The 23,146-nt window shown below is 52.2% G+C and carries 18 protein-coding genes, 4 tRNA genes and 1 rRNA gene; 17 read left to right on the top strand and 6 right to left on the bottom strand.

What is annotated here, in order from left to right:
* The 3 genes from VW41_18265 (at position 1) to VW41_18255 (ending at position 2,455) form a co-directional block, all read left to right on the top strand.
* Positions 1–116 (top strand): 5S ribosomal RNA (locus VW41_18265).
* A 351-nt stretch (positions 117–467) separates the two neighbouring features.
* A complete protein-coding gene (murB, locus tag VW41_18260) occupies positions 468–1,496 on the top strand; it encodes a UDP-N-acetylenolpyruvoylglucosamine reductase (protein AJZ92018.1) in 1,029 nt (342 codons plus the stop codon).
* Positions 1,493–2,455: a biotin--[acetyl-CoA-carboxylase] synthetase gene (locus tag VW41_18255; protein AJZ90818.1), complete on the top strand. Its 963-nt coding sequence runs from the start codon at positions 1,493–1,495 to the stop codon at positions 2,453–2,455. The genes murB and VW41_18255 overlap by 4 nt, the downstream gene beginning before the upstream one ends.
* Positions 2,456–2,483: 28 nt before the next feature.
* On the opposite strand, the gene VW41_18250 is transcribed toward VW41_18255, so the two are convergent.
* A complete protein-coding gene (locus VW41_18250) occupies positions 2,484–3,437 on the bottom strand; it encodes a pantothenate kinase (GenBank protein ID AJZ92017.1) in 954 nt (317 codons plus the stop codon).
* A gap of 450 nt (positions 3,438–3,887) precedes the next feature.
* Here VW41_18250 and VW41_18245 point away from each other — a divergent pair.
* The 14 genes from VW41_18245 (at position 3,888) to VW41_18180 (ending at position 19,186) form a co-directional block, all read left to right on the top strand.
* Positions 3,888–3,963 (top strand) — tRNA-Thr (locus VW41_18245).
* Between the two features lie 12 nt (positions 3,964–3,975).
* A tRNA-Tyr gene (locus VW41_18240) sits at positions 3,976–4,060 on the top strand.
* A 117-nt stretch (positions 4,061–4,177) separates the two neighbouring features.
* Positions 4,178–4,252: transfer RNA gene (locus VW41_18235), tRNA-Gly, on the top strand.
* Positions 4,253–4,261: 9 nt separating this feature from the next.
* Positions 4,262–4,337 (top strand) — tRNA-Thr (locus tag VW41_18230).
* A 112-nt stretch (positions 4,338–4,449) separates the two neighbouring features.
* Positions 4,450–5,634, top strand: a complete 1,185-nt coding sequence (gene tuf / locus VW41_18225; protein AJZ90817.1) for an elongation factor Tu — start codon at positions 4,450–4,452, stop codon at positions 5,632–5,634.
* Positions 5,635–5,868: 234 nt separating this feature from the next.
* On the top strand, positions 5,869–6,252 hold the full coding sequence (gene secE / locus VW41_18220; protein ID AJZ90816.1) for a preprotein translocase subunit SecE: 384 nt from the start codon (positions 5,869–5,871) through the stop codon (positions 6,250–6,252).
* 1 nt (position 6,253) lies between these two features.
* Positions 6,254–6,799, top strand: a complete 546-nt coding sequence (nusG, locus tag VW41_18215; GenBank protein AJZ90815.1) for a transcription antiterminator NusG — start codon at positions 6,254–6,256, stop codon at positions 6,797–6,799.
* 155 nt (positions 6,800–6,954) lie between these two features.
* The gene (locus VW41_18210; GenBank protein AJZ90814.1) at positions 6,955–7,383 is read left to right on the top strand and encodes a 50S ribosomal protein L11; all 429 of its coding nucleotides are present in this window, start codon (positions 6,955–6,957) and stop codon (positions 7,381–7,383) included.
* Positions 7,384–7,386: 3 nt separating this feature from the next.
* On the top strand, positions 7,387–8,091 hold the full coding sequence (locus VW41_18205; GenBank protein ID AJZ90813.1) for a 50S ribosomal protein L1: 705 nt from the start codon (positions 7,387–7,389) through the stop codon (positions 8,089–8,091).
* 298 nt (positions 8,092–8,389) lie between these two features.
* Positions 8,390–8,887, top strand: coding sequence for a 50S ribosomal protein L10 (gene rplJ / locus VW41_18200; protein ID AJZ90812.1), 498 nt, complete (start codon positions 8,390–8,392; stop codon positions 8,885–8,887).
* Between the two features lie 66 nt (positions 8,888–8,953).
* Positions 8,954–9,319 carry a 50S ribosomal protein L7/L12 gene (gene rplL, locus VW41_18195; protein AJZ90811.1) on the top strand — a complete coding sequence of 122 codons (366 nt, stop codon included), beginning with the start codon at positions 8,954–8,956 and terminating at the stop codon, positions 9,317–9,319.
* A 326-nt stretch (positions 9,320–9,645) separates the two neighbouring features.
* Positions 9,646–13,674 (top strand): DNA-directed RNA polymerase subunit beta, encoded by a 4,029-nt coding sequence (rpoB, locus tag VW41_18190; protein AJZ90810.1) that lies wholly within the window; start codon positions 9,646–9,648, stop codon positions 13,672–13,674.
* 75 nt (positions 13,675–13,749) lie between these two features.
* On the top strand, positions 13,750–17,970 hold the full coding sequence (locus tag VW41_18185; protein ID AJZ90809.1) for a DNA-directed RNA polymerase subunit beta': 4,221 nt from the start codon (positions 13,750–13,752) through the stop codon (positions 17,968–17,970).
* Positions 17,971–18,157: 187 nt separating this feature from the next.
* A complete protein-coding gene (locus tag VW41_18180; GenBank protein AJZ92016.1) occupies positions 18,158–19,186 on the top strand; it encodes a lipoprotein signal peptide in 1,029 nt (342 codons plus the stop codon).
* Here VW41_18180 and VW41_18175 read toward each other — a convergent pair.
* The 5 genes from VW41_18175 to VW41_18155 all read right to left on the bottom strand — a co-directional run bounded on the left by VW41_18175 (position 19,125) and on the right by VW41_18155 (position 23,145).
* Positions 19,125–20,138, bottom strand: a complete 1,014-nt coding sequence (locus VW41_18175; protein AJZ90808.1) for a transcriptional regulator, AraC family protein — start codon at positions 20,136–20,138, stop codon at positions 19,125–19,127. The genes VW41_18180 and VW41_18175 overlap by 62 nt on opposite strands.
* Before the next feature lie 148 nt (positions 20,139–20,286).
* On the bottom strand, positions 20,287–20,604 hold the full coding sequence (locus VW41_18170) for a PTS lactose transporter subunit IIA (GenBank protein AJZ90807.1): 318 nt from the start codon (positions 20,602–20,604) through the stop codon (positions 20,287–20,289).
* A gap of 3 nt (positions 20,605–20,607) precedes the next feature.
* Positions 20,608–20,913 (bottom strand): PTS cellobiose transporter subunit IIB, encoded by a 306-nt coding sequence (locus VW41_18165; GenBank protein AJZ90806.1) that lies wholly within the window; start codon positions 20,911–20,913, stop codon positions 20,608–20,610.
* Between the two features lie 319 nt (positions 20,914–21,232).
* Positions 21,233–22,366: a thiamine biosynthesis protein ThiH gene (gene thiH, locus VW41_18160; protein ID AJZ90805.1), complete on the bottom strand. Its 1,134-nt coding sequence runs from the start codon at positions 22,364–22,366 to the stop codon at positions 21,233–21,235.
* On the bottom strand, positions 22,366–23,145 hold the full coding sequence (locus tag VW41_18155; protein AJZ90804.1) for a thiazole synthase: 780 nt from the start codon (positions 23,143–23,145) through the stop codon (positions 22,366–22,368). Before VW41_18155 ends, thiH begins: the two co-directional genes overlap by 1 nt.
* Between the last annotated feature and the right edge of the window lies 1 nt (position 23,146).

Below are 23,146 nucleotides of genomic sequence, written 5' to 3'. Positions count from 1 at the left end.
CCTGGCGGCCGTAGCGCGGTGGTCCCACCTGACCCCATGCCGAACTCAGAAGTGAAACGCCGTAGCGCCGATGGTAGTGTGGGGTCTCCCCATGCGAGAGTAGGGAACTGCCAGGCATCAAATTAAGCAATAACCCCGACCGAAAGGCCGGGGTTTTTTGCTTATCAGCTGTCCGGGAATTGATTACACGAGCATGGTCATGCGACAAAAGTGCCGGGAGCACTTTTGAACGCCGCCTGCGGCGGCCCCGAAGGGGCGAGTATCAGGATGATACGAGTATTGTAGGGAACTAAACCTCAGCCTGACGGGCAGGAAAGCCCGGCATACAACTGCCAGGCATCAAATTAAGCGAAAGGCTCTGTCGAAAGACAGAGCCTTTTTGCTATGCGCGTTCTATTGAGACAGGCAAGCCAATACCAACAGGATCGGGTAAACTACTTGAGTTAATACTCCGGAAAATGGCTGACATGAACTCCTCTCTTAAATCCTTCAATACCTTCGGTATTCAGGCCACGGCTGCACATATTGTTATCGCTGAATCTGTACAGCAGCTTACTGAAGCATGGGCAGAATCGACACAGGCTCAGCAGCCGGTACTTATCCTGGGTGAAGGCAGTAACGTCCTTTTCCTCGAGGACTTCGAAGGCACGGTCATTATCAATCGTATTAAAGGGATTGAGGTTACTGAGACGGATGATGCCTGGCTGCTCCATGTCGGAGCCGGTGAAAACTGGCACCATCTTGTGGAATATTCTCTCCAGCAAGGTATGCCTGGCCTGGAGAACCTTGCCCTAATACCTGGCTGCGCTGGCTCATCACCTATTCAGAATATTGGTGCGTATGGTGTTGAGATTAAACAAGTATGTGACTATGTCGATTGCGTTGAGTTAAGCAGTGGTCAGTCATTGCGTCTAACAAACGAAGAATGCCGCTTTGGTTACCGGGACAGTATCTTTAAACATGACTACCAGGATCGTTTTGCAATTGTCGCGGTTGGCTATCGCTTGCCTAAGGCGTGGGGGCCGGTTCTGAGCTACGGTGACCTGACTAAGCTGGATCCTGCGACCGTTACACCCCGGCAGGTTTTTGAAAGCGTCTGCAATATGAGGACATCGAAGCTGCCCGATCCCAAAGTGAATGGTAATGCCGGTAGCTTCTTCAAAAATCCCGTTATCAGCGCGGAGAAGGCGGAAAAACTGATTTCCTGCGGAGCGAACGTGCCCCATTACCCTCAACCTGATGGCAGCGTTAAGCTTGCAGCAGGTTGGTTAATCGACCAATGTCAGTTGAAAGGGCACCGGATTGGTGGCGCCGCGGTGCATCGACAACAGGCTTTGGTCATTATTAATGAAGAAAATGCTAGCAGCGCAGATATTGTTGCCCTTGCACGCTACATTCGCCAACTAGTTGGTGAGAAGTTTGATGTCTGGCTTGAGCCAGAGGTGCGCTTTATGGGCGGGAGAGGAGAAGTCAGCGCCGTGGAGACTATCGCGTGAAAGACAATAGAGTTCCGTTAACGTTAATCAGTATTCTGGCTGACGGTGAGTTTCATTCTGGTGAGCAACTGGGCGAGCAATTAGGGATGAGTCGTGCGGCGATTAATAAGCATGTACAGACTCTCCGGGACTGGGGTATTGATGTCTTCACCGTGCCGGGGAAAGGATACAGTTTGCCGGAGCCTATTCAGCTGCTGGACGAAAGCTTCATTAAGTCACAGATAGATAGCGGGACAGTTGCTGTCCTGCCGGTAATTGATTCTACCAATCAGTACCTGCTTGACCGTCTCAATGCTCTTCAGTCTGGAGATGCATGTATAGCCGAATACCAACAGGCTGGGCGCGGCAGACGAGGCCGCCAGTGGTTCTCTCCCTTTGGTGCAAACCTCTATTTGTCCATGTACTGGCGCCTGGAGCAGGGGCCAGCTGCGGCAATTGGGCTCAGCCTGGTTATTGGCATCGTGATGGCGGAAGTATTACAACGCCTTGGCGCAGAAGACGTCAGGGTGAAATGGCCAAACGACCTCTATCTGAACGACCGTAAGCTCGCCGGTATTCTGGTTGAACTCACCGGAAAAACAGGGGATGCCGCGCAAATAGTTATCGGCGCCGGGATCAATCTCGCGATGCGTAATGTTGCGACAGATGTGATTAACCAGGGATGGATCAACCTCCAGGAAGCCGGCATTCGTATTGACCGGAATACACTGGCGGTCACTTTAATCCAGGAGCTGCGGACGGCACTGCAGCTTTTTGAGCAGGAAAGTTTATTGCCGTTCCTGCCTCGCTGGGAAAAACTGGATAACTTTATCCATCGTCCGGTAAAACTCATTATTGGAGAACGCGAGGTTTACGGTGTTTCCCGCGGCATTAATGAACAGGGTGGATTATTGCTGGAGCAGGATGGGGTAATAAAAGCCTGGGTTGGTGGCGAGATTTCTCTGCGTGGAGCAAGTTAAAGAGAGGGGGAGTGTCCCCCTCATCTTATTATTTTCTCAGTTTTACGCAATCAACAGCATGATTAGCGCTTTTCGTCATAATTAGGCTCGCGCGATCGCGGGTTGGTAATATGTTTTGCTTCAAATTCAATAGATTAATCTCATTCCATAACTGTGTTGCAATATTTACAGCCTCGTCTTTAGAGAGCTTTGCATAGCTATGGAAATAAGAGTTTGGATCGGTGAATGCACCTTCACGGAATTTTAAGAAACGATTTATATACCAATTCTGTAATAGCTCTTCCGGTGCATCTACATATATAGAAAAATCTACGAAGTCAGAAACAAATACATGATGTGGATCGTGTGGATAATCCATCCCGCTTTGCAGAACGTTTAACCCTTCCAGAATCAAGATATCTGGCTGGGCAACGGTCTTATCGCCGTCAGGGATCACGTCATACACCAAATGTGAGTACACCGGTGCCGTCACATTGGTTGCGCCAGATTTGATATCAGAGACAAACTTCACCAGGCGATGCATATCATAGGATTGCGGGAAGCCTTTCTTCTTCATCAAATTGCGCTCTTTGAGCACTTTATTTGGATGAAGGAAGCCGTCGGTGGTAATCAGTTCAACCTGGCGATGCTCAGGCCAACGGCTGAGTAGCGCCTGCAATACGCGCGCAGTAGTACTCTTCCCAACGGCCACACTTCCCGCAATGCTGATGATATAGGGAATGCGTTGGCCATTAGTGCCAAGAAACTGCTCAAGTACAGCCTGACGCCGCAGGTTTGAACTGATATAGAAATTGAGCAGACGAGACAGCGGCAGGTAAATCTCCGCCACTTCCTCCAGGGAAAGGTCTTCGTTAATGCCTTTTAACCGGGCGATTTCCCCTTCGGTTAACGTCATGGGAACAGAGTCACGCAACGCTGCCCATTGGCTCCGGTCAAATTCTAGATAAGGGGTTGTTGCCAACATTTGCTCTTTATTACTCATAAGCATGCTTCTGCCTGTAATTCAGGACAAAATTTACGCGCTACATTCTGGAACGCAAGGAAACCCGGCGTTCTGTATCAAAAGTACGCAGCGTATTTAACTTTTCAACAGTGGGCAGGAGGGTAACATCTGAATAGAGAGAACAATAAGAAAAAATCACCAACAGTGATGTATTACGGCGGATACATCACGTTGCGCCTAAGTAAAAGAAAGGCCTACGCGTCACTTTAGACAGCCAGTCTTATTTTTACGGTTATTGTTGGTCATAGCGACACCGCCAGACACCACCGCCAGGAAAACGAGTGTCGGGAACGATGGAAATTTGCTCTCAATTGGTGCTTTAGCCACCATATTTTCGAGATCTAGCGCAAAATGTGAGCGGTAGTGCATTTTATGCGATTTTTTTGTTGCATGAGCGGCGCTGTCTTCCTAGAATGCGCGCTACTTGATGCCGGCTTAGCTCAGTAGGTAGAGCAACTGACTTGTAATCAGTAGGTCACCAGTTCGATTCCGGTAGCCGGCACCATCAAGTACCCCAGGTGGGGTTCCCGAGCGGCCAAAGGGAGCAGACTGTAAATCTGCCGTCATCGACTTCGAAGGTTCGAATCCTTCCCCCACCACCATATTCGGCAACGCATTGCGGAGCCTGAGGCGATAAACAAACAGTTTGTCGACTCGAATACTGAGAGGCCTTCTCTCATATTCACTACAGAAAGATTCAGGTAGCCGAGTTCCAGGATGCGGGCATCGTATAATGGCTATTACCTCAGCCTTCCAAGCTGATGATGTGGGTTCGATTCCCACTGCCCGCTCCAACAAGATGTGCTGATATAGCTCAGTTGGTAGAGCGCACCCTTGGTAAGGGTGAGGTCGGCAGTTCGAATCTGCCTATCAGCACCACTTCTTTATCTCCTCCCTGTTTCTCTTCTGTTAATGCATTCAGCTAATTCAGGCATATGCCTGGTTGATGTGGTGATATCACCGATTTATCCGTGTCTTAGAGGGACAATCGATGTCTAAAGAAAAGTTTGAACGTACAAAACCGCACGTTAACGTCGGTACTATCGGCCACGTTGACCATGGTAAAACAACGCTGACCGCTGCAATCACTACCGTTCTGGCTAAAACCTACGGTGGTTCTGCTCGTGCATTCGACCAGATCGATAACGCACCAGAAGAAAAAGCTCGTGGTATCACCATCAACACCTCCCACGTTGAATACGACACCCCGACTCGTCACTACGCGCACGTTGACTGCCCAGGGCACGCCGACTACGTGAAAAACATGATCACCGGTGCTGCTCAGATGGACGGCGCTATCCTGGTTGTTGCTGCGACTGACGGCCCTATGCCTCAGACCCGTGAGCACATCCTGCTGGGTCGCCAGGTTGGCGTTCCATACATCATCGTGTTCCTGAACAAATGCGACATGGTTGATGACGAAGAGCTGCTGGAACTGGTTGAGATGGAAGTTCGTGAACTGCTGTCCACCTATGACTTCCCAGGCGATGACACCCCAATCATCCGTGGTTCTGCTCTGAAAGCGCTGGAAGGCGAAGCAGAGTGGGAAGCTAAAATCGTTGAACTGGCTGGCTTCCTGGATTCTTACATCCCAGAACCAGTACGTGCAATCGACCTGCCGTTCCTGCTGCCAATCGAAGACGTATTCTCCATCTCCGGTCGTGGTACCGTAGTTACCGGTCGTGTAGAGCGCGGTATCGTTAAAGTTGGTGAAGAAGTTGAAATCGTTGGTATCAAAGATACTGCGAAATCTACCTGTACCGGCGTTGAAATGTTCCGCAAACTGCTGGACGAAGGCCGTGCTGGTGAGAACGTAGGTGTTCTGCTGCGTGGTATCAAACGTGAAGAAATCGAACGTGGTCAGGTACTGGCTAAGCCAGGCTCTATCAAGCCACACACCAAGTTCGAATCTGAAGTGTACATCCTGTCCAAAGACGAAGGCGGCCGTCATACTCCGTTCTTCAAAGGCTACCGTCCACAGTTCTACTTCCGTACAACTGACGTGACCGGTACCATCGAACTGCCAGAAGGCGTAGAGATGGTAATGCCAGGCGACAACATCAAAATGGTTGTTACCCTGATCCACCCAATCGCGATGGACGACGGTCTGCGTTTCGCAATCCGTGAAGGTGGCCGTACCGTTGGTGCAGGCGTTGTTGCTAAAGTTATCGCTTAATCGCTGATAACATTTGACGCAATGCACATGAAGAGGGCATCATTTGATGCCCTTTTTGTACGCTTTCGAACCAGAACCTGGCTCATCAGTGATTTTTTACCGATAATCATTGCTGAGACAGGCTCTGAAGATGGCGTTTATGCCGGGTAGTGTCTGAAAAGAGCCATTCGGTTTGGTTTGCCTCGCAATGGCGGGGCAAAAGTGTTTGTCTGATTTATTGTGACAGGTTGGTTTATGAGTGCGAATACCGAAGCTCAAGGGAGCGGGCGTGGCCTCGAAGCGATGAAGTGGCTTGCAGTAGTCGTTTTGCTGCTCGTGGCAATCGTGGGCAACTACATTTATCGTGATATCACTCTGCCGCTTCGTGCACTGGCTGTGGTCATCCTGATTGCAGCAGCAGGTGGTGTTGCGCTGCTGACGGTAAAAGGCAAAGCAACCGTAGCTTTTGCTCGTGAAGCAAGAACTGAAGTACGTAAGGTTATTTGGCCTACTCGCCAGGAGACTCTGCACACCACTTTAATCGTGGCAGCGGTTACCGCTGTAATGTCACTGATTCTGTGGGGGCTGGATGGTATTCTGGTCCGCCTGGTATCTTTTATTACTGGCCTGAGGTTCTGAGATGTCTGAAGCCCCTAAAAAGCGTTGGTACGTCGTTCAGGCGTTTTCCGGTTTTGAAGGTCGTGTAGCCACGTCGCTGCGCGAGCATATCAAACTCCATAATATGGAAGAGCTGTTTGGCGAAGTGATGGTTCCAACCGAAGAGGTTGTTGAAATCCGCGGTGGCCAACGCCGTAAGAGCGAACGCAAATTCTTCCCTGGCTACGTTCTGGTCCAGATGGTGATGAACGACGCAAGCTGGCACCTGGTGCGTAGCGTTCCGCGCGTAATGGGTTTCATCGGCGGGACTTCCGATCGCCCGGCTCCAATCAGCGACAAAGAAGTTGATGCGATCATGAACCGCCTGCAGCAGGTAGGTGATAAGCCGCGTCCGAAAACGCTGTTTGAACCAGGTGAAATGGTTCGCGTTAACGACGGTCCATTTGCGGATTTCAACGGTGTGGTCGAAGAAGTGGATTACGAGAAGAGCCGCCTGAAGGTTTCCGTTTCCATCTTTGGTCGTGCAACGCCGGTTGAGCTGGATTTTGCTCAGGTTGAGAAAGCCTGATAATTTGATCGTTTAAGCAGCGATTATTCATTGCACAGGGCGCGAAATTGGCATACAATTTCGCGCCTTTTGTTTTTATGTGTCTTGTACACATAAGACGTTTATTCACGGGGAGCCTTGATAAAAGGCGCTATAACCCACTAGAGGAAATTTAGATGGCTAAGAAAGTACAAGCCTACGTCAAGCTGCAGGTTGCAGCTGGTATGGCGAACCCAAGTCCACCGGTTGGTCCAGCACTGGGTCAGCAGGGTGTTAACATCATGGAATTCTGTAAAGCGTTCAACGCCAAAACTGATTCCATCGAGAAAGGTCTGCCAATTCCGGTTGTTATCACCGTTTACGCTGACCGTTCTTTCACCTTCGTTACCAAAACCCCTCCTGCTGCCGTTCTGCTGAAAAAAGCAGCTGGCATCAAGTCTGGTTCCGGCAAGCCGAACAAAGACAAAGTGGGTAAAGTAACCCGTGCTCAGGTACGTGAAATCGCAGAAACCAAAGCTGCGGACATGACTGGTTCCGACATTGAAGCGATGACTCGCTCCATTGAAGGTACTGCTCGTTCCATGGGCCTGGTAGTGGAGGACTAAGAAATGGCTAAACTGACCAAGCGCATGCGCGTGATCCGTGACAAAGTTGATGCGACCAAACAGTACGACATCAACGAAGCCATTGCTCTGCTGAAAGAGCTGGCCACTGCTAAATTCGTAGAAAGCGTTGACGTTGCTGTGAACCTCGGCATCGACGCTCGTAAATCTGACCAGAACGTGCGTGGTGCAACTGTACTGCCACACGGTACTGGCCGTTCCGTTCGCGTAGCCGTATTTGCCCAGGGCCCTAACGCTGAAGCAGCTAAAGCTGCTGGCGCAGAGCTGGTAGGTATGGAAGATCTGGCTGACCAGATCAAGAAAGGCGAAATGAACTTCGACGTTGTTATCGCATCTCCTGATGCAATGCGCGTTGTTGGCCAGCTGGGTCAGGTTCTGGGTCCACGCGGCCTGATGCCAAACCCGAAAGTTGGTACCGTAACCCCTAACGTTGCTGAAGCAGTTAAAAATGCTAAAGCGGGTCAGGTTCGTTACCGTAACGACAAAAACGGCATCATCCACACCACCATCGGTAAAGTGGACTTTGACGCTGACAAACTGAAAGAAAACCTGGAATCTCTGCTGGTTGCGCTGAAAAAAGCAAAACCATCTCAGGCGAAAGGCGTGTACATCAAGAAAGTTAGCATCTCTACCACCATGGGTGCAGGTGTTGCGGTTGACCAGGCTGGTCTGAACGCAGCGGCGAACTAATAATCGCCTTTACGCGGGCGAAAGATTAGTCTAATATCTTACGCCCGTTGTTCTGTTTATGCAGAACACAAAGAATTTTCGGTTGGAGCCTGGCCTTATCCAGGCCTCCGTCCAAGACCGCAGGTGTTTCGCAAGAGACTTAATTCCCTGCGTAGACGGTGACAGAACCTGAAGAATATTTTTAGATAGTCTTTAGCTTGTTTCTGCTCACCGTATGTAGACGCGTTTTTCCATTGTGGTTAAGCGCGAAGTGAGTTCCGGGACTTCTGTCCCGGCTAAAACCCAGGAGCAAAAGCTAATGGCTTTAAATCTTCAAGACAAACAAGCGATTGTTGCTGAAGTCAGCGAAGTAGCCAAAGGCGCGCTGTCTGCAGTAGTTGCGGATTCCCGTGGCGTTACTGTTGACAAAATGACCGAACTGCGTAAAGCAGGTCGCGAAGCCGGCGTTTACATGCGTGTTGTTCGTAACACCCTGCTGCGCCGTGTTGTTGAAGGTACTCAGTTCGAGTGCCTGAAAGACGCGTTCGTTGGTCCGACCCTGATTGCATACTCTATGGAACACCCGGGCGCTGCAGCTCGTCTGTTCAAAGAGTTCGCTAAAGCGAATGCAAAATTTGAGGTCAAAGCCGCTGCCTTTGAAGGTGAGCTGATCCCGGCGTCCCAAATCGACCGCCTGGCAACTCTGCCGACCTACGAAGAAGCAATTGCACGCCTGATGGCAACCATGAAAGAAGCTTCGGCTGGCAAACTGGTTCGTACTCTGGCTGCTGTACGCGATGCAAAAGAAGCTGCTTAATCGCAGTTCTCTTTATCAAGTATTCGCTTACGTATAAACTTATTCTGATATTCAGGAACAATTTAAATGTCTATCACTAAAGATCAAATCATTGAAGCAGTATCCGCTATGTCCGTAATGGACGTTGTAGAACTGATCTCTGCAATGGAAGAAAAATTCGGTGTTTCTGCTGCTGCTGCTGTAGCTGTTGCTGCTGGCCCAGCTGAAGCTGCTGAAGAGAAAACTGAGTTCGACGTTATTCTGAAAGCTGCTGGCGCTAACAAAGTTGCCGTAATCAAAGCAGTTCGTGGCGCAACTGGCCTGGGTCTGAAAGAAGCTAAAGACCTGGTTGAGTCTGCACCAGCTGCGCTGAAAGAAGGCGTGAGCAAAGACGACGCTGAAGCTCTGAAAAAATCTCTGGAAGAAGCTGGCGCTGAAGTTGAAGTTAAATAAGCCAACCCTTCCGGTTGCAGCCTAAGTAATTAGGCTGATGGCTGGTGACTTTTTAGTCACCAGCCTTTTTGCGCTGTAGGGTACCAGTAGCGTTTCACACTGTTTGACTGCTGGTTTCCATTCAATGCATGTCTCTATCGACGCCTTAATATACTGCGACTTTCTACGCCGGGAGTTCCGGGGTAAAGCGCAATGAAATGGTTTAAGAGTGATAGAAACAGGTATTGCGGGAAGTGTTCCACTTTCCGGTCCACAAAATAGTGTTGCATAAACTGCCCCTTTCGACGGGCAGATGGGTCGACTTGTCAGCGAGCTGAGGAACCCTAATGGTTTACTCCTATACCGAGAAAAAACGTATTCGTAAGGATTTTGGAAAGCGTCCACAAGTACTGGACATTCCTTATCTCCTTTCTATCCAGCTTGACTCGTTCCAGAAGTTTATCGAGCAAGATCCCGAAGGACAGTACGGCCTGGAAGCAGCTTTCCGCTCCGTATTCCCGATCGCAAGCTACAGCGGCAACTCCGAGCTGCAGTATGTGAGCTATCGCCTGGGCGAACCTGTATTTGACGTTAAAGAATGTCAAATCCGTGGCGTGACGTATTCTGCTCCGCTGCGCGTAAAACTGCGTCTGGTGATCTACGAGCGTGAAGCGCCGGAAGGCACCGTTAAAGACATCAAAGAACAAGAAGTGTACATGGGCGAGATTCCGCTCATGACCGACAACGGGACCTTCGTTATCAACGGTACTGAGCGCGTTATCGTTTCTCAGCTTCACCGTAGCCCGGGTGTGTTCTTCGACAGTGACAAAGGTAAGACCCACTCTTCAGGGAAGGTACTGTATAACGCACGTATCATTCCTTACCGTGGTTCCTGGCTGGACTTCGAATTCGACCCGAAAGATAACCTGTTCGTGCGTATTGACCGTCGCCGCAAACTGCCTGCGACCATCATCCTGCGCGCACTGAACTACACCACTGAGCAGATCCTTGACCTGTTCTTTGAGAAAGTTAATTTCGAAATCCGTGACAACAAGCTGCAGATGGAGCTGGTACCGGAGCGCCTGCGTGGCGAAACCGCATCCTTCGACATCGAAGCTGACGGCAAAGTGTACGTTGAAAAAGGCCGCCGTATCACCGCGCGCCACATTCGCCAGCTGGAAAAAGACGATATCAAACATATCGAAGTTCCTGTTGAGTACATCGCCGGTAAAGTTGCGGCTAAAGACTACGTTGATGCTTCTACCGGCGAACTGATTTGCCCGGCGAACATGGAACTGTCTTTGGACCTGCTGGCCAAACTGAGCCAGTCAGGCCACAAGCGTATCGAAACGCTGTTCACCAACGACCTGGATCACGGTCCGTACATTTCTGAGACCGTACGCGTCGACCCAACCAACGATCGCCTGAGCGCATTGGTTGAGATCTACCGCATGATGCGTCCTGGTGAGCCACCAACACGCGAAGCAGCTGAAAGCCTGTTTGAGAATCTGTTCTTCTCCGAAGACCGCTACGATCTGTCAGCGGTAGGTCGTATGAAGTTCAACCGTTCTCTGCTGCGTGAAGAGATTGAAGGTTCCGGTATCCTGAGCAACGACGACATCATCGAAGTGATGAAGAAGCTCATCGATATCCGTAACGGCAAAGGCGAAGTGGATGATATCGACCACCTCGGCAACCGTCGTATCCGTTCCGTAGGCGAAATGGCGGAAAACCAATTCCGCGTTGGCCTGGTGCGTGTTGAGCGTGCGGTGAAAGAGCGTCTGTCTCTGGGCGATCTGGACACCCTGATGCCTCAGGACATGATCAACGCCAAGCCAATCTCTGCGGCAGTGAAAGAGTTCTTCGGCTCCAGCCAGCTGTCCCAGTTCATGGACCAGAACAACCCGCTGTCCGAGATTACGCACAAACGTCGTATCTCCGCGTTGGGCCCAGGCGGTCTGACCCGTGAGCGTGCGGGCTTCGAAGTACGTGACGTACACCCAACCCACTACGGTCGTGTGTGTCCAATCGAAACCCCGGAAGGTCCAAACATCGGTCTGATCAACTCCCTGTCCGTGTACGCACAGACTAACGAATACGGCTTCCTTGAGACTCCGTATCGTCGCGTTGTTGACGGCGTTGTGACTGACGAAATTCATTACCTGTCTGCTATCGAAGAAGGTAACTACGTCATCGCTCAGGCGAACACCAACCTGAACGAAGAAGGCCGTTTCGTAGACGACCTGGTAACCTGCCGTAGCAAAGGCGAATCCAGCTTGTTCAGCAACGACCAGGTTGACTACATGGACGTTTCCACCCAGCAGGTGGTTTCCGTCGGTGCGTCCCTGATCCCGTTCCTGGAACACGATGACGCCAACCGTGCATTGATGGGTGCGAACATGCAACGTCAGGCGGTTCCGACTCTGCGTGCTGATAAGCCGCTGGTTGGTACCGGTATGGAACGTGCTGTGGCCGTTGACTCCGGTGTTACTGCCGTTGCTAAACGTGGCGGTACCGTTCAGTACGTTGATGCATCCCGTATCGTTATCAAAGTTAACGAAGACGAGATGTACCCGGGCGAAGCGGGTATCGACATCTACAACCTGACTAAGTACACCCGTTCTAACCAGAACACCTGCATCAACCAGATGCCATGTGTGTCTCTGGGTGAGCCAATTGAACGTGGCGACGTGCTGGCAGACGGCCCGTCTACCGACCTCGGTGAACTGGCGCTTGGCCAGAACATGCGCGTAGCGTTCATGCCGTGGAATGGTTATAACTTCGAAGACTCCATCCTCGTTTCCGAGCGTGTTGTTCAGGAAGACCGTTTCACCACCATCCACATTCAGGAACTGGCTTGTGTGTCTCGTGACACCAAACTGGGGCCAGAAGAGATCACCGCTGATATCCCTAACGTGGGTGAAGCTGCGCTCTCCAAACTGGATGAATCCGGTATCGTGTACATCGGTGCTGAAGTGACCGGCGGTGACATTCTGGTTGGTAAGGTAACGCCAAAAGGTGAAACCCAGCTGACGCCAGAAGAAAAACTGCTGCGCGCTATCTTCGGTGAGAAAGCGTCTGACGTTAAAGACTCTTCCCTGCGCGTACCAAACGGCGTTTCCGGTACTGTAATCGACGTTCAGGTCTTTACCCGTGATGGCGTGGAGAAAGACAAGCGTGCGCTGGAAATCGAAGAGATGCAGCTGAAGCAGGCTAAGAAAGACCTGTCTGAAGAACTGCAGATCCTCGAAGCTGGTCTGTTTAGCCGTATCTATGCCGTGCTGGTTTCCGGTGGCGTTGAAGCTGACAAGCTCGACAAACTGCCTCGTGACCGCTGGCTGGAACTGGGCCTGACCGACGAAGAGAAGCAAAACCAGCTGGAGCAGCTGGCAGAGCAGTACGACGAGCTGAAGCACGAGTTTGAGAAGAAACTCGAAGCTAAGCGCCGCAAAATCACTCAGGGCGATGACCTGGCACCTGGCGTGCTGAAAATCGTGAAAGTGTATCTGGCCGTTAAACGTCAGATTCAGCCTGGTGACAAGATGGCAGGTCGTCACGGGAACAAAGGTGTTATCTCCAAGATCAACCCGATCGAAGATATGCCATACGATGAAAACGGCACGCCGGTAGACATCGTACTGAACCCGCTGGGCGTACCATCTCGTATGAACATCGGTCAGATCCTGGAAACCCACCTGGGTATGGCTGCGAAAGGCATCGGCGAGAAGATCAACGCCATGCTGAAACAGCAGCAGGAAGTCGCGAAACTGCGCGAATTCATCCAGCGTGCCTACGATCTGGGTACTGACGTACGTCAGAAAGTTGACCTGAACACCTTCAGCGATGATGAAGTTCTGCGTCTGGCTGAAAACCTGCGTAAAGGTATGCCTATCGCAACGCCGGTCTTCGACGGTGCGAAAGAAGCCGAAATTAAAGAGCTGCTGCAACTCGGCGGTCTGCCATCTTCTGGCCAGATCACCCTGTTCGACGGCCGTACCGGTGAGCAGTTTGAGCGTCAGGTAACCGTAGGTTACATGTACATGCTGAAACTGAACCACCTGGTCGACGATAAGATGCACGCGCGTTCTACCGGTTCTTACAGCCTGGTTACTCAGCAGCCGCTGGGTGGTAAGGCTCAGTTCGGTGGTCAGCGCTTCGGTGAGATGGAAGTGTGGGCGCTTGAAGCATATGGCGCTGCATATACCCTGCAGGAAATGCTGACCGTTAAGTCTGATGACGTGAACGGCCGTACCAAGATGTATAAGAACATCGTGGATGGCAACCATCAGATGGAACCGGGCATGCCGGAATCCTTCAACGTTCTGTTGAAAGAGATCCGTTCGCTGGGTATCAACATCGAGCTGGAAGACGAGTAATCGTTGCTCAAAAGGTCCAGGGTGCCCGGCTAACGCCGGGCATCACAGAGTGCTAACTCCGACGGGAGCAAATCCGTGAAAGACTTATTAAAGTTTCTGAAAGCGCAAACTAAAACCGAAGAGTTTGATGCGATCAAAATTGCTCTGGCATCGCCAGACATGATCCGTTCATGGTCTTTCGGTGAAGTTAAAAAGCCGGAAACCATCAACTACCGTACGTTCAAACCTGAGCGTGACGGTCTGTTCTGCGCCCGTATTTTTGGGCCAGTGAAAGACTACGAGTGCCTGTGCGGTAAGTACAAGCGCCTGAAGCACCGTGGCGTCATTTGTGAGAAGTGTGGCGTAGAAGTTACCCAGACTAAAGTTCGTCGTGAGCGTATGGGCCACATCGAACTGGCTTCTCCAACTGCCCACATTTGGTTCCTGAAGTCTCTGCCATCTCGTATCGGCCTGCTGCTGGATATGCCGCTGCGTGATATCGAGCGCGTGCTGTACTTTGAATCTTATGTTGTTATCGAAGGCGGGATGACCAACCTCGAGCGCCGTCAGATCCTGACTGAAGAGCAGTATCTGGATGCGCTGGAAGAGTTCGGTGACGAATTCGATGCGAAGATGGGTGCGGAAGCTATTCAGGCCCTGCTGAAGAGCATGGATCTGGAGCAAGAGTGTGAAACTCTGCGCGAAGAGCTGAACGAAACCAACTCCGAAACCAAACGTAAAAAGCTGACCAAGCGTATCAAGCTGCTGGAAGCATTCGTTCAGTCTGGTAACAAACCAGAGTGGATGATCCTGACCGTTCTGCCGGTTCTGCCGCCAGATCTGCGTCCGCTGGTACCGCTGGATGGTGGTCGTTTCGCAACTTCAGATCTGAACGATCTGTACCGTCGCGTTATCAACCGTAACAACCGTCTGAAACGTCTGCTTGATCTGGCTGCGCCAGACATCATCGTACGTAACGAAAAACGTATGCTGCAGGAAGCGGTAGATGCCCTGCTGGATAACGGCCGTCGCGGTCGTGCCATCACCGGCTCTAACAAACGTCCTCTGAAATCTTTGGCCGACATGATCAAAGGTAAACAGGGTCGTTTCCGTCAGAACCTGCTGGGTAAACGTGTTGACTACTCCGGTCGTTCTGTAATCACCGTAGGTCCATACCTGCGTCTGCATCAGTGCGGTCTGCCTAAGAAAATGGCGCTGGAGCTGTTCAAGCCGTTCATCTACGGCAAGCTGGAACTGCGTGGCCTCGCGACCACCATTAAAGCTGCTAAGAAAATGGTTGAGCGTGAAGAAGCTGTCGTTTGGGATATCCTGGACGAAGTTATCCGCGAACACCCGGTACTGCTGAACCGTGCACCAACCCTGCACCGTTTGGGTATCCAGGCATTTGAACCTGTTCTGATCGAAGGTAAAGCTATCCAGCTGCACCCGCTGGTTTGTGCGGCCTATAACGCCGACTTCGATGGTGACCAGATGGCAGTACACGTTCCACTGACGCTTGAAGCTCAGCTGGAAGCGCGTGCGCTGATGATGTCTACCAACAACATCCTGTCCCCAGCGAACGGCGAGCCAATCATCGTTCCTTCTCAGGACGTTGTATTGGGTCTGTACTACATGACCCGTGACTGTGTTAACGCCAAAGGCGAAGGCATGGTGCTGACTGGCCCTAAAGAAGCTGAGCGTATTTATCGCGCTGGCCTGGCCTCTCTGCATGCGCGCGTTAAAGTGCGTATCACCGAATACGAAAAAGATGCTCAGGGCACATTCGTTGCGAAAACCAGCCTGATCGACACTACCATTGGTCGTGCGATTCTGTGGATGATCGTACCGAAAGGTCTGCCTTTCTCCATCGTCAACCAGGCGCTGGGCAAGAAGGCCATCTCTAAGATGCTGAACACCTGCTACCGTATTCTGGGCCTGAAACCGACCGTTATTTTTGCGGACCAGACGATGTACACCGGCTTTGCTTATGCAGCGCGTTCAGGTGCATCCGTTGGTATTGATGACATGGTCATCCCGGAGAAAAAACACGAGATCATCAGCGAAGCGGAAGCTGAAGTTGCTGAGATCCAGGAACAGTTCCAGTCCGGTCTGGTTACCGCTGGCGAACGCTATAACAAAGTTATCGATATCTGGGCTGCGGCGAACGATCGTGTATCCAAAGCGATGATGGATAACCTGCAAACCGAAACCGTGATTAACCGTGACGGCGTTGAAGAGCAGCAGGTTTCCTTCAACAGCATCTACATGATGGCCGACTCCGGTGCTCGTGGTTCTGCAGCGCAGATTCGTCAGCTGGCCGGTATGCGTGGTCTGATGGCTAAGCCAGATGGCTCCATCATCGAAACGCCAATCACCGCGAACTTCCGTGAAGGTCTGAACGTACTCCAGTACTTCATCTCCACGCACGGTGCTCGTAAAGGTCTGGCGGATACCGCACTGAAAACTGCTAACTCCGGTTACCTGACGCGTCGTCTGGTAGACGTTGCACAGGACCTGGTCGTGACTGAAGACGACTGTGGCACCCTGGAAGGCATCACCATGACGCCGGTTATCGAAGGTGGCGACGTTAAAGAGCCGCTGCGCGATCGCGTACTGGGTCGTGTGACTGCGGAAGACATTCTGAAGCCTGGCACTGCGGATATCCTGGTTCCACGCAACACTCTGCTGCACGAACAGTGGTGTGACCTGCTGGAAGCTAACTCTGTTGACAGCGTGAAAGTCCGTTCCGTAGTAGGTTGCGAAACTGACTTCGGCGTGTGTGCTCACTGCTACGGTCGCGACCTGGCTCGTGGTCACATCATCAACAAAGGTGAAGCTATCGGGGTTATCGCGGCACAGTCCATCGGTGAACCTGGTACACAGCTGACGATGCGTACGTTCCACATCGGTGGTGCGGCATCCCGTTCTGCTGCTGAGTCCAGCATTCAGGTTAAGAACAAAGGTAGCATCAAGCTCAGCAACGCGAAGTCGGTTGTGAACTCCAGCGGTAAACTGGTTATCACTTCCCGTAACACCGAGCTGAAACTGATCGACGAATTCGGTCGTACCAAAGAGAGCTATAAAGTGCCTTACGGTGCTATTATGGCGAAAGGTGATGGCGAGCAGGTTGCCGGCGGTGAAACCGTAGCAAACTGGGATCCACACACCATGCCGGTTATCACCGAAGTAAGTGGTTTCATCCGCTTCACTGACATGATTGACGGCCAGACCATTACTCGTCAGACCGACGAGCTGACCGGTCTGTCTTCTCTGGTGGTTCTGGATTCCGCTGAGCGTACTGCGGGCGGTAAAGACCTGCGTCCTGCTCTGAAAATCGTTGATGCTAAAGGCAACGACGTTCTGATCCCTGGCACCGATATGCCGGCTCAGTACTTCCTGCCGGGTAAAGCGATTGTTCAGCTGGAAGATGGCATTCAGATCAGCTCCGGTGACACCCTGGCGCGTATTCCACAGGAATCCGGCGGTACCAAGGATATTACCGGTGGTCTGCCACGCGTTGCGGATCTGTTCGAAGCCCGTCGTCCGAAAGAGCCGGCAATTCTGGCTGAAATCAGCGGCATCATTTCCTTCGGTAAAGAAACCAAAGGCAAACGTCGTCTGGTTATCACCCCGGTAGACGGTAGCGAACCGTACGAAGAGATGATTCCGAAATGGCGTCAGCTTAACGTGTTCGAAGGTGAGCGCGTTGAACGTGGTGACGTAGTTTCCGATGGCCCAGAGTCTCCGCACGACATCCTGCGTCTGCGTGGCGTGTACGCTGTAACTCGTTACATCACTAACGAAGTACAGGACGTTTACCGTCTGCAAGGCGTTAAGATTAACGATAAGCACATCGAAGTTATCGTTCGTCAGATGCTGCGTAAAGCAACCATCGTTAATGCAGGCAGCTCCGACTTCCTGGAAGGCGAGCAGGCTGAATACTCTCGCATTAAGATCGCTAACCGCGAACTGGATGCGAACGGCAAGATCAACGTGACCTACATGCGCGATCTGCTGGGTATCACCAAAGCCTCTCTGGCAACCGAGTCCTTCATCTCCGCGGCATCGTTCCAGGAGACCACTCGAGTGCTGACCGAAGCAGCTGTTGCGGGTAAACGCGACGAACTGCGCGGCCTGAAAGAGAACGTTATCGTGGGTCGTCTGATCCCGGCCGGTACCGGTTATGCGTACCACCAGGATCGTATGCGTCGCCGTGCAGCGGGTGAAATTCCTGCGGCACCTCAGGTGACTGCTGAAGACGCTTCTGCCAGCCTGGCAGAGCTGCTGAACGCAGGCCTGGGCGGTAACGACGAGTAATCGCTCGATACGCCTGAAATAAAAAACCCGCTTCGGCGGGTTTTTTTATGCCTGAAACCGGAAAAAGACAGGTCCTCGATCGTGTTTCAGGACGATTCACCCAGCGAATATAAACAGAATGCAGCCCTGTTTACTTCACTGGAGAATCACAATGTCACGGATTTTTTTCCTTTTTAGCTTGTTCTGCATGTTCAGCCAGACTGCCTATGGTGAAACTGCTTTTCGCCAGCACTTACTGGATGAACATGGTTCCCGGCCTCTTGAAATTGCCGTTTGGTATCCGACCCGGCAGACGGGCAATCCAGAACTTGTTGGCGATAACGTTGTATTTATCGGGACGCGCGCGTTGTTGAATGCCACCCCGGACAATGACATGCACCCGCTGTTGCTGCTTTCCCATGGGTATGGCGGCAACTGGCGCAATCTGAACTGGCTGGCAAGTCTGATGGCCGCTCAGGGCTATATTGTTGCGGCGGTGAATCACCCAGGGACAACATCTGGCAATAAAAACGAGGCCGAAGCACAACGGCTTTGGCAGCGTCCCCAGGATCTCCGGCGAGTATTGGACGAACTGATTGCTTCGCCAGACATTGCCGGGAAGATCGATCCGCAGCGTATCGCGGCCATAGGGCATTCATTAGGCGGTTGGACGGTGCTGGAACTGGCTGGTGGGCGTTTTGACGCTGACCGGTTCTTACAGGATTGTAAACTGCATTCAGTATTGTCTGGCTGTAAACTGCGGCATACCTTAGGGATAGACCGGCAGGAGTCGGCGGCCCCACTGTCGAACAATGCCCGCGATCCGCGTATCAAAGCCATTGTCTCGCTCGATCTTGGCCTGGCCCGAGGCTTTTCACCCTCCAGCCTGGCGCAAATAGCGATCCCGGTTCTGATCATGTCCGCCCAGTCTGACAGCGAAGAGCTTCCTGCCAGTCTCGAGTCGGCCTATCTGGCGCGTTACATTCCTCAAAAACAGCGGCAGGACGTTAGCGTGCTGGGGGCTACGCATTTTAGCTTTATGCAATTATGCAAGCCAGGTGCCGCCGAACTTATTGAGAAGGAAAACCCGGGGGAGGGCATTGTCTGCCAGGATGGTGGCTCCGTTAGCAGAGCGGCCATCCATGCGTCGCTTGGCCGTGAGATCGGCGAATTTGTTAATCAGGCACTAGATTTTCACCCGCTAAACGCCGGTAGTCCGTCGGGGTTGACCCGCTAAAGCGGGCAAACTCTTTATTGAAGTGGGATTTTGTTGAGAAGCCTGAGTCCAGCATGATTTGGGTCACCGGGGCGCTGGTGTTGCGCAGCAGTTTCTGAGCGTGCCTGACGCGAAACCCGTTGACCCACTGAGAGACATTGCAGCCGCAGATCTGATTTACGGCCCGTGAAAGCTGCCTTGGCGCTATCCCGGATGCTTCTCCGATGAGGCTGAGCGTAATGTCGGGATCAAGAAACAGCTTACCTTCTAAGAGGGCTTTTTCAATACGATGGTATGCCGCCGTCAGCTCCTCGTCATTGTGCTCCGCCGCAGGGTCTTTCTGAGCACTAAGCACCTCTGGTGGCGGCGCTATTTTTCCATTAAATACAATAGCTATGCCGATAAACGGCAGTAACAGTGTCTGGGATAGCGCCACCAATATCGGGGCCTGTGCACCTTCAAAGAAACGGAAATCTACCGCTATTGCTAAATCAACTGCGCCGGAAAAACAAAGGAAACACCCCGCGAAAAAAGTCATTGATGCCGCGGTGTTAGCATCGCTTATACGGCTGAAAACAAAGGTATCAACGCCCTGCCGGGATATTTTGATCAGGATGGAGCCATATCCGATAAACAAGAGCATCAATGCGGCATCTGTCATCGCTGGCGCCGCGAGATTAACGGTCAGCGCTAAAACAGGGGCAAGCCAGTGGGCGGCGTGTTTTCGCCCAGCGCGCTGCCCGTTAAAGCAGTACCAGGCCAGCGGTGGAAGAGCAATCGCGGCCAGAGACTGGAGCTGGCGCAGAATGATGGCGTCAAACGTCCACCTTAGTGCCGAAAGCAGGACCAGAATTGCACATCCCGAGAGGAAAATCGCCACATTACGGTACGCCGCATGGCGGGAAAGCAAGATCTTCAACAGCAGAAGAAAGAGAACGGTTAACGTGTAAAAAGGCAGTGGAATTGCGGGCATAGTAATCTCTGAGAATGCAGCTCAAGGCTTTATGCAGTGTTATGCCACAAAACAAGGAGAAAGGCAGATCGCAACTTTTAGCAGTAGACGTAGGTGAAAAACAAAATGCCCGCAACGCGGACATTTTGTCTGGTCAGGCTGGGCGAACTTATTTCACCAGCGGCAGACGGCGATAAAGCTCAATCATATCGGTAGCCAGATCCTGAATTACCATGGCGTTCATCAGGTGATCCTGAGAGTGAACGGTAATCAGGTTGACCGGCAGTTTGCCGGAGCCTTCATCCAGGCCAATCAGCTGGGTCTGGATTTTATGGGCGTGTTTAACGAATTCGTGTGACTCTTCCATTGCCTTCTCGGCACCCTCAAAGTCACCTTTACGCGCCAGCTGCAGAGCGGTCAGGGCCTGGCTACGTGCGCTGCCGGCATTGACCAGCAGTTCCATAATAATTGATTCTAAATCTTCCACATCTTACTCCATCATTTTCAGGGCTTTATCAAGCACCACGTCGCCCTTCATCAAACCGTAATCCATCATGTCGATAACGGCGACTTTTTTACCCAGAGGATCGGCAAGAGCCTGAAGTTTGGCCTGCTCGTATTTCACCTGCGGACCAAGCAGAACGATGTCGGCGCGTTCGATGTTCTCTTTAAACTCTGCCACGGGCACAGCCTTGATTGAGACCTCGATGCCTTTCTTTTGTGCGGCATCAACCATACGTTGAACCAGGATGCTGGTCGACATACCTGCAGCACAACACAACACGATATTTTTCATAGTTCGCTCTCAATGTCCGAAGGATACAGAGATATTTATCCGTCAGAGGGGGCGGCAACAACCGCTTTAACCCGATTGTGTGTCAGGTATCACAAAAGAAACCCTGGAAAACTGAAACCGGTTACATTTTTGCTTTTTCTCGAAGAATCAAGACAGGAATTGTGAAGGCGGAGCGGCATGAAGGAGCCTTTGCTGCCGCTCCGGTCAGTCATCTGTGCTGACCGGAGGACAGTATTGGATCGGCAGATAAGCGGCAATGGCCTGGCGGCGTTCTTACGGTAAATACCGAAACTTATCCTTCCCCTTGCAGTGTGTTACATCAGGGTTGCGCACTCCTCCCCAAAAAGTGATCCCAGTCTTTCCAGACAGGCTGTAAACCTGACTGACGGAGCACGGCGGCAACTTCCTGCGGCGTTCGGCCATCGTGCGGAGCAAACTGCTCAAGTTCCGGGTGATTATCGGCATAGCCGCCCGGCTGGGTTTTTGAAAACGCGCTGACATTATTAATCGCCAGCGGGATCACATGGTCGCGGAACCACGGTGATTCTCGGGTTGAAAGCGACAGCTCCACGTCCGGCGCAAGCAGACGGAACGCGCAGATCACCTGCACCAGCTGCTGTTCAGTCATGATTGAGGCTGGCTCTACGCCGCCGGTGCACGGGCGCAGGCGTGGGAAGGAGATAGAATATCGGCTTTGCCAGTAACGCTGCTGTAGCCAGAGCAGATGTTCAGCCAGCATAAAACAGTCGGTGCGCCAGCTGTCCGACAGCCCAATCAGCGCGCCAAGGCCAATTTTATCAATGCCCGCATGTCCCAGCCTGTCGGGTGTTTCCAGCCGCCAGAAGAAGTCCTGCTTGTTGCCTTTCAGGTGGTGCTGGGCGTAGGTTGCCGGATGGTATGTTTCCTGGTAAACCATCACGCCATCAAGCCCGAGAGTCTTGAGTTCGGCATACTCATGCTCGTCCAGCGGCTGAACTTCCATGTGCAGCGAACTAAAGCGGCTGCGGATAGCCGGCAAATGCTGGCGGAAATAATCCATGCCGACTTTCGTCTGATGTTCGCCGGTGACCAACAAAAGGTGTTCAAAACCCAGCGCCCGAATTGCCTCGCATTCACGCTCAATCTCCGCTTCATCCAGCGTTTTGCGTTTCAGCTTATTGCTCATGGAAAAGCCGCAATAGGTACAGTCGTTGGCGCACAGATTAGAAAGATAGAGCGGCACGTAAAAACTGACTGTATTTCCGAAGCGCTGGCGCGTAAGCTGCTGCGCCCGCTGGGCAAGAGGCTCCAGATAGCGGCTGGCCGCGGGGGATAGCAAAGCCATTAAATCCTCCCGCGTCAGGCGGGGTGAATGAAGTGCCCGTTCGACGTCCGCCGCCGTCTTACCGTTAATACTCAGGGTGATATCGTCCCAGTCCAGCTGCCGCCAGTGGTCGGTAAAGGTGTCTGCCATCAGGCATTCTCCTCGCTAAACTGCAGGAAGCTAGTTAGCGGGCTGGAGGCTTGCGCCTGCTGGTGGCGTGAACCTAACCCGGCCTGTGCCGCAATACTCCCGGCCTCAACGGCCAGACGAAACGCCTGAGCCATTTGCACGGGGTCACGGGCGACCGCAATGGCAGTATTTACCAGCACGGCAGAGGCACCCATTTCCAACGCTTCGGCCGCATGACTTGGGGCTCCGATCCCGGCATCTACGACAACCGGCACGCGGGATTGCTCAATGATGATTTCCAGCAGCGCGCGGGTTTGCAAACCCTGATTTGAACCAATCGGAGCGCCGAGCGGCATCACGGCCGCGCAGCCGGCTTCTTCCAGGCGTTTGCACAACACCGGATCGGCACCGCAGTAAGGCAGCACCACGAATCCCAGTTTCACCAGGGCTTCAGCGGCTTTCAGCGTTTCAATCGGGTCCGGAAGTAAATAGCGGGCGTCAGGATGAATTTCCAGCTTAACCCAGTGCGTTCCCAGCGCTTCGCGGGCAAGCTGAGCCGCAAAAATAGCTTCTTCCGCCGTTTTCGCCCCGGAAGTATTGGGCAGAAGATGGACACCAGCCTGTTGCAGCGGCAGCAGGATGTCATCGCTGTGGCCACGCAGGTCGACGCGTTTCATCGCCATGGTGACAAGCTGTGAGCCAGAAGTGCGAATCGCGTCGATCATCACCTGGCTGGAAGAGAATTTTCCTGTGCCGGTGAACAGGCGAGAGGAAAAGGTTTTATCGGCAATCTGTAACATA

It is taken from the genome of Klebsiella michiganensis (assembly GCA_000963575.1).
GTDB lineage: Bacteria > Pseudomonadota > Gammaproteobacteria > Enterobacterales > Enterobacteriaceae > Cedecea > Cedecea michiganensis_A.
This window is presented reverse-complemented; position numbering and strand designations above follow the sequence as displayed.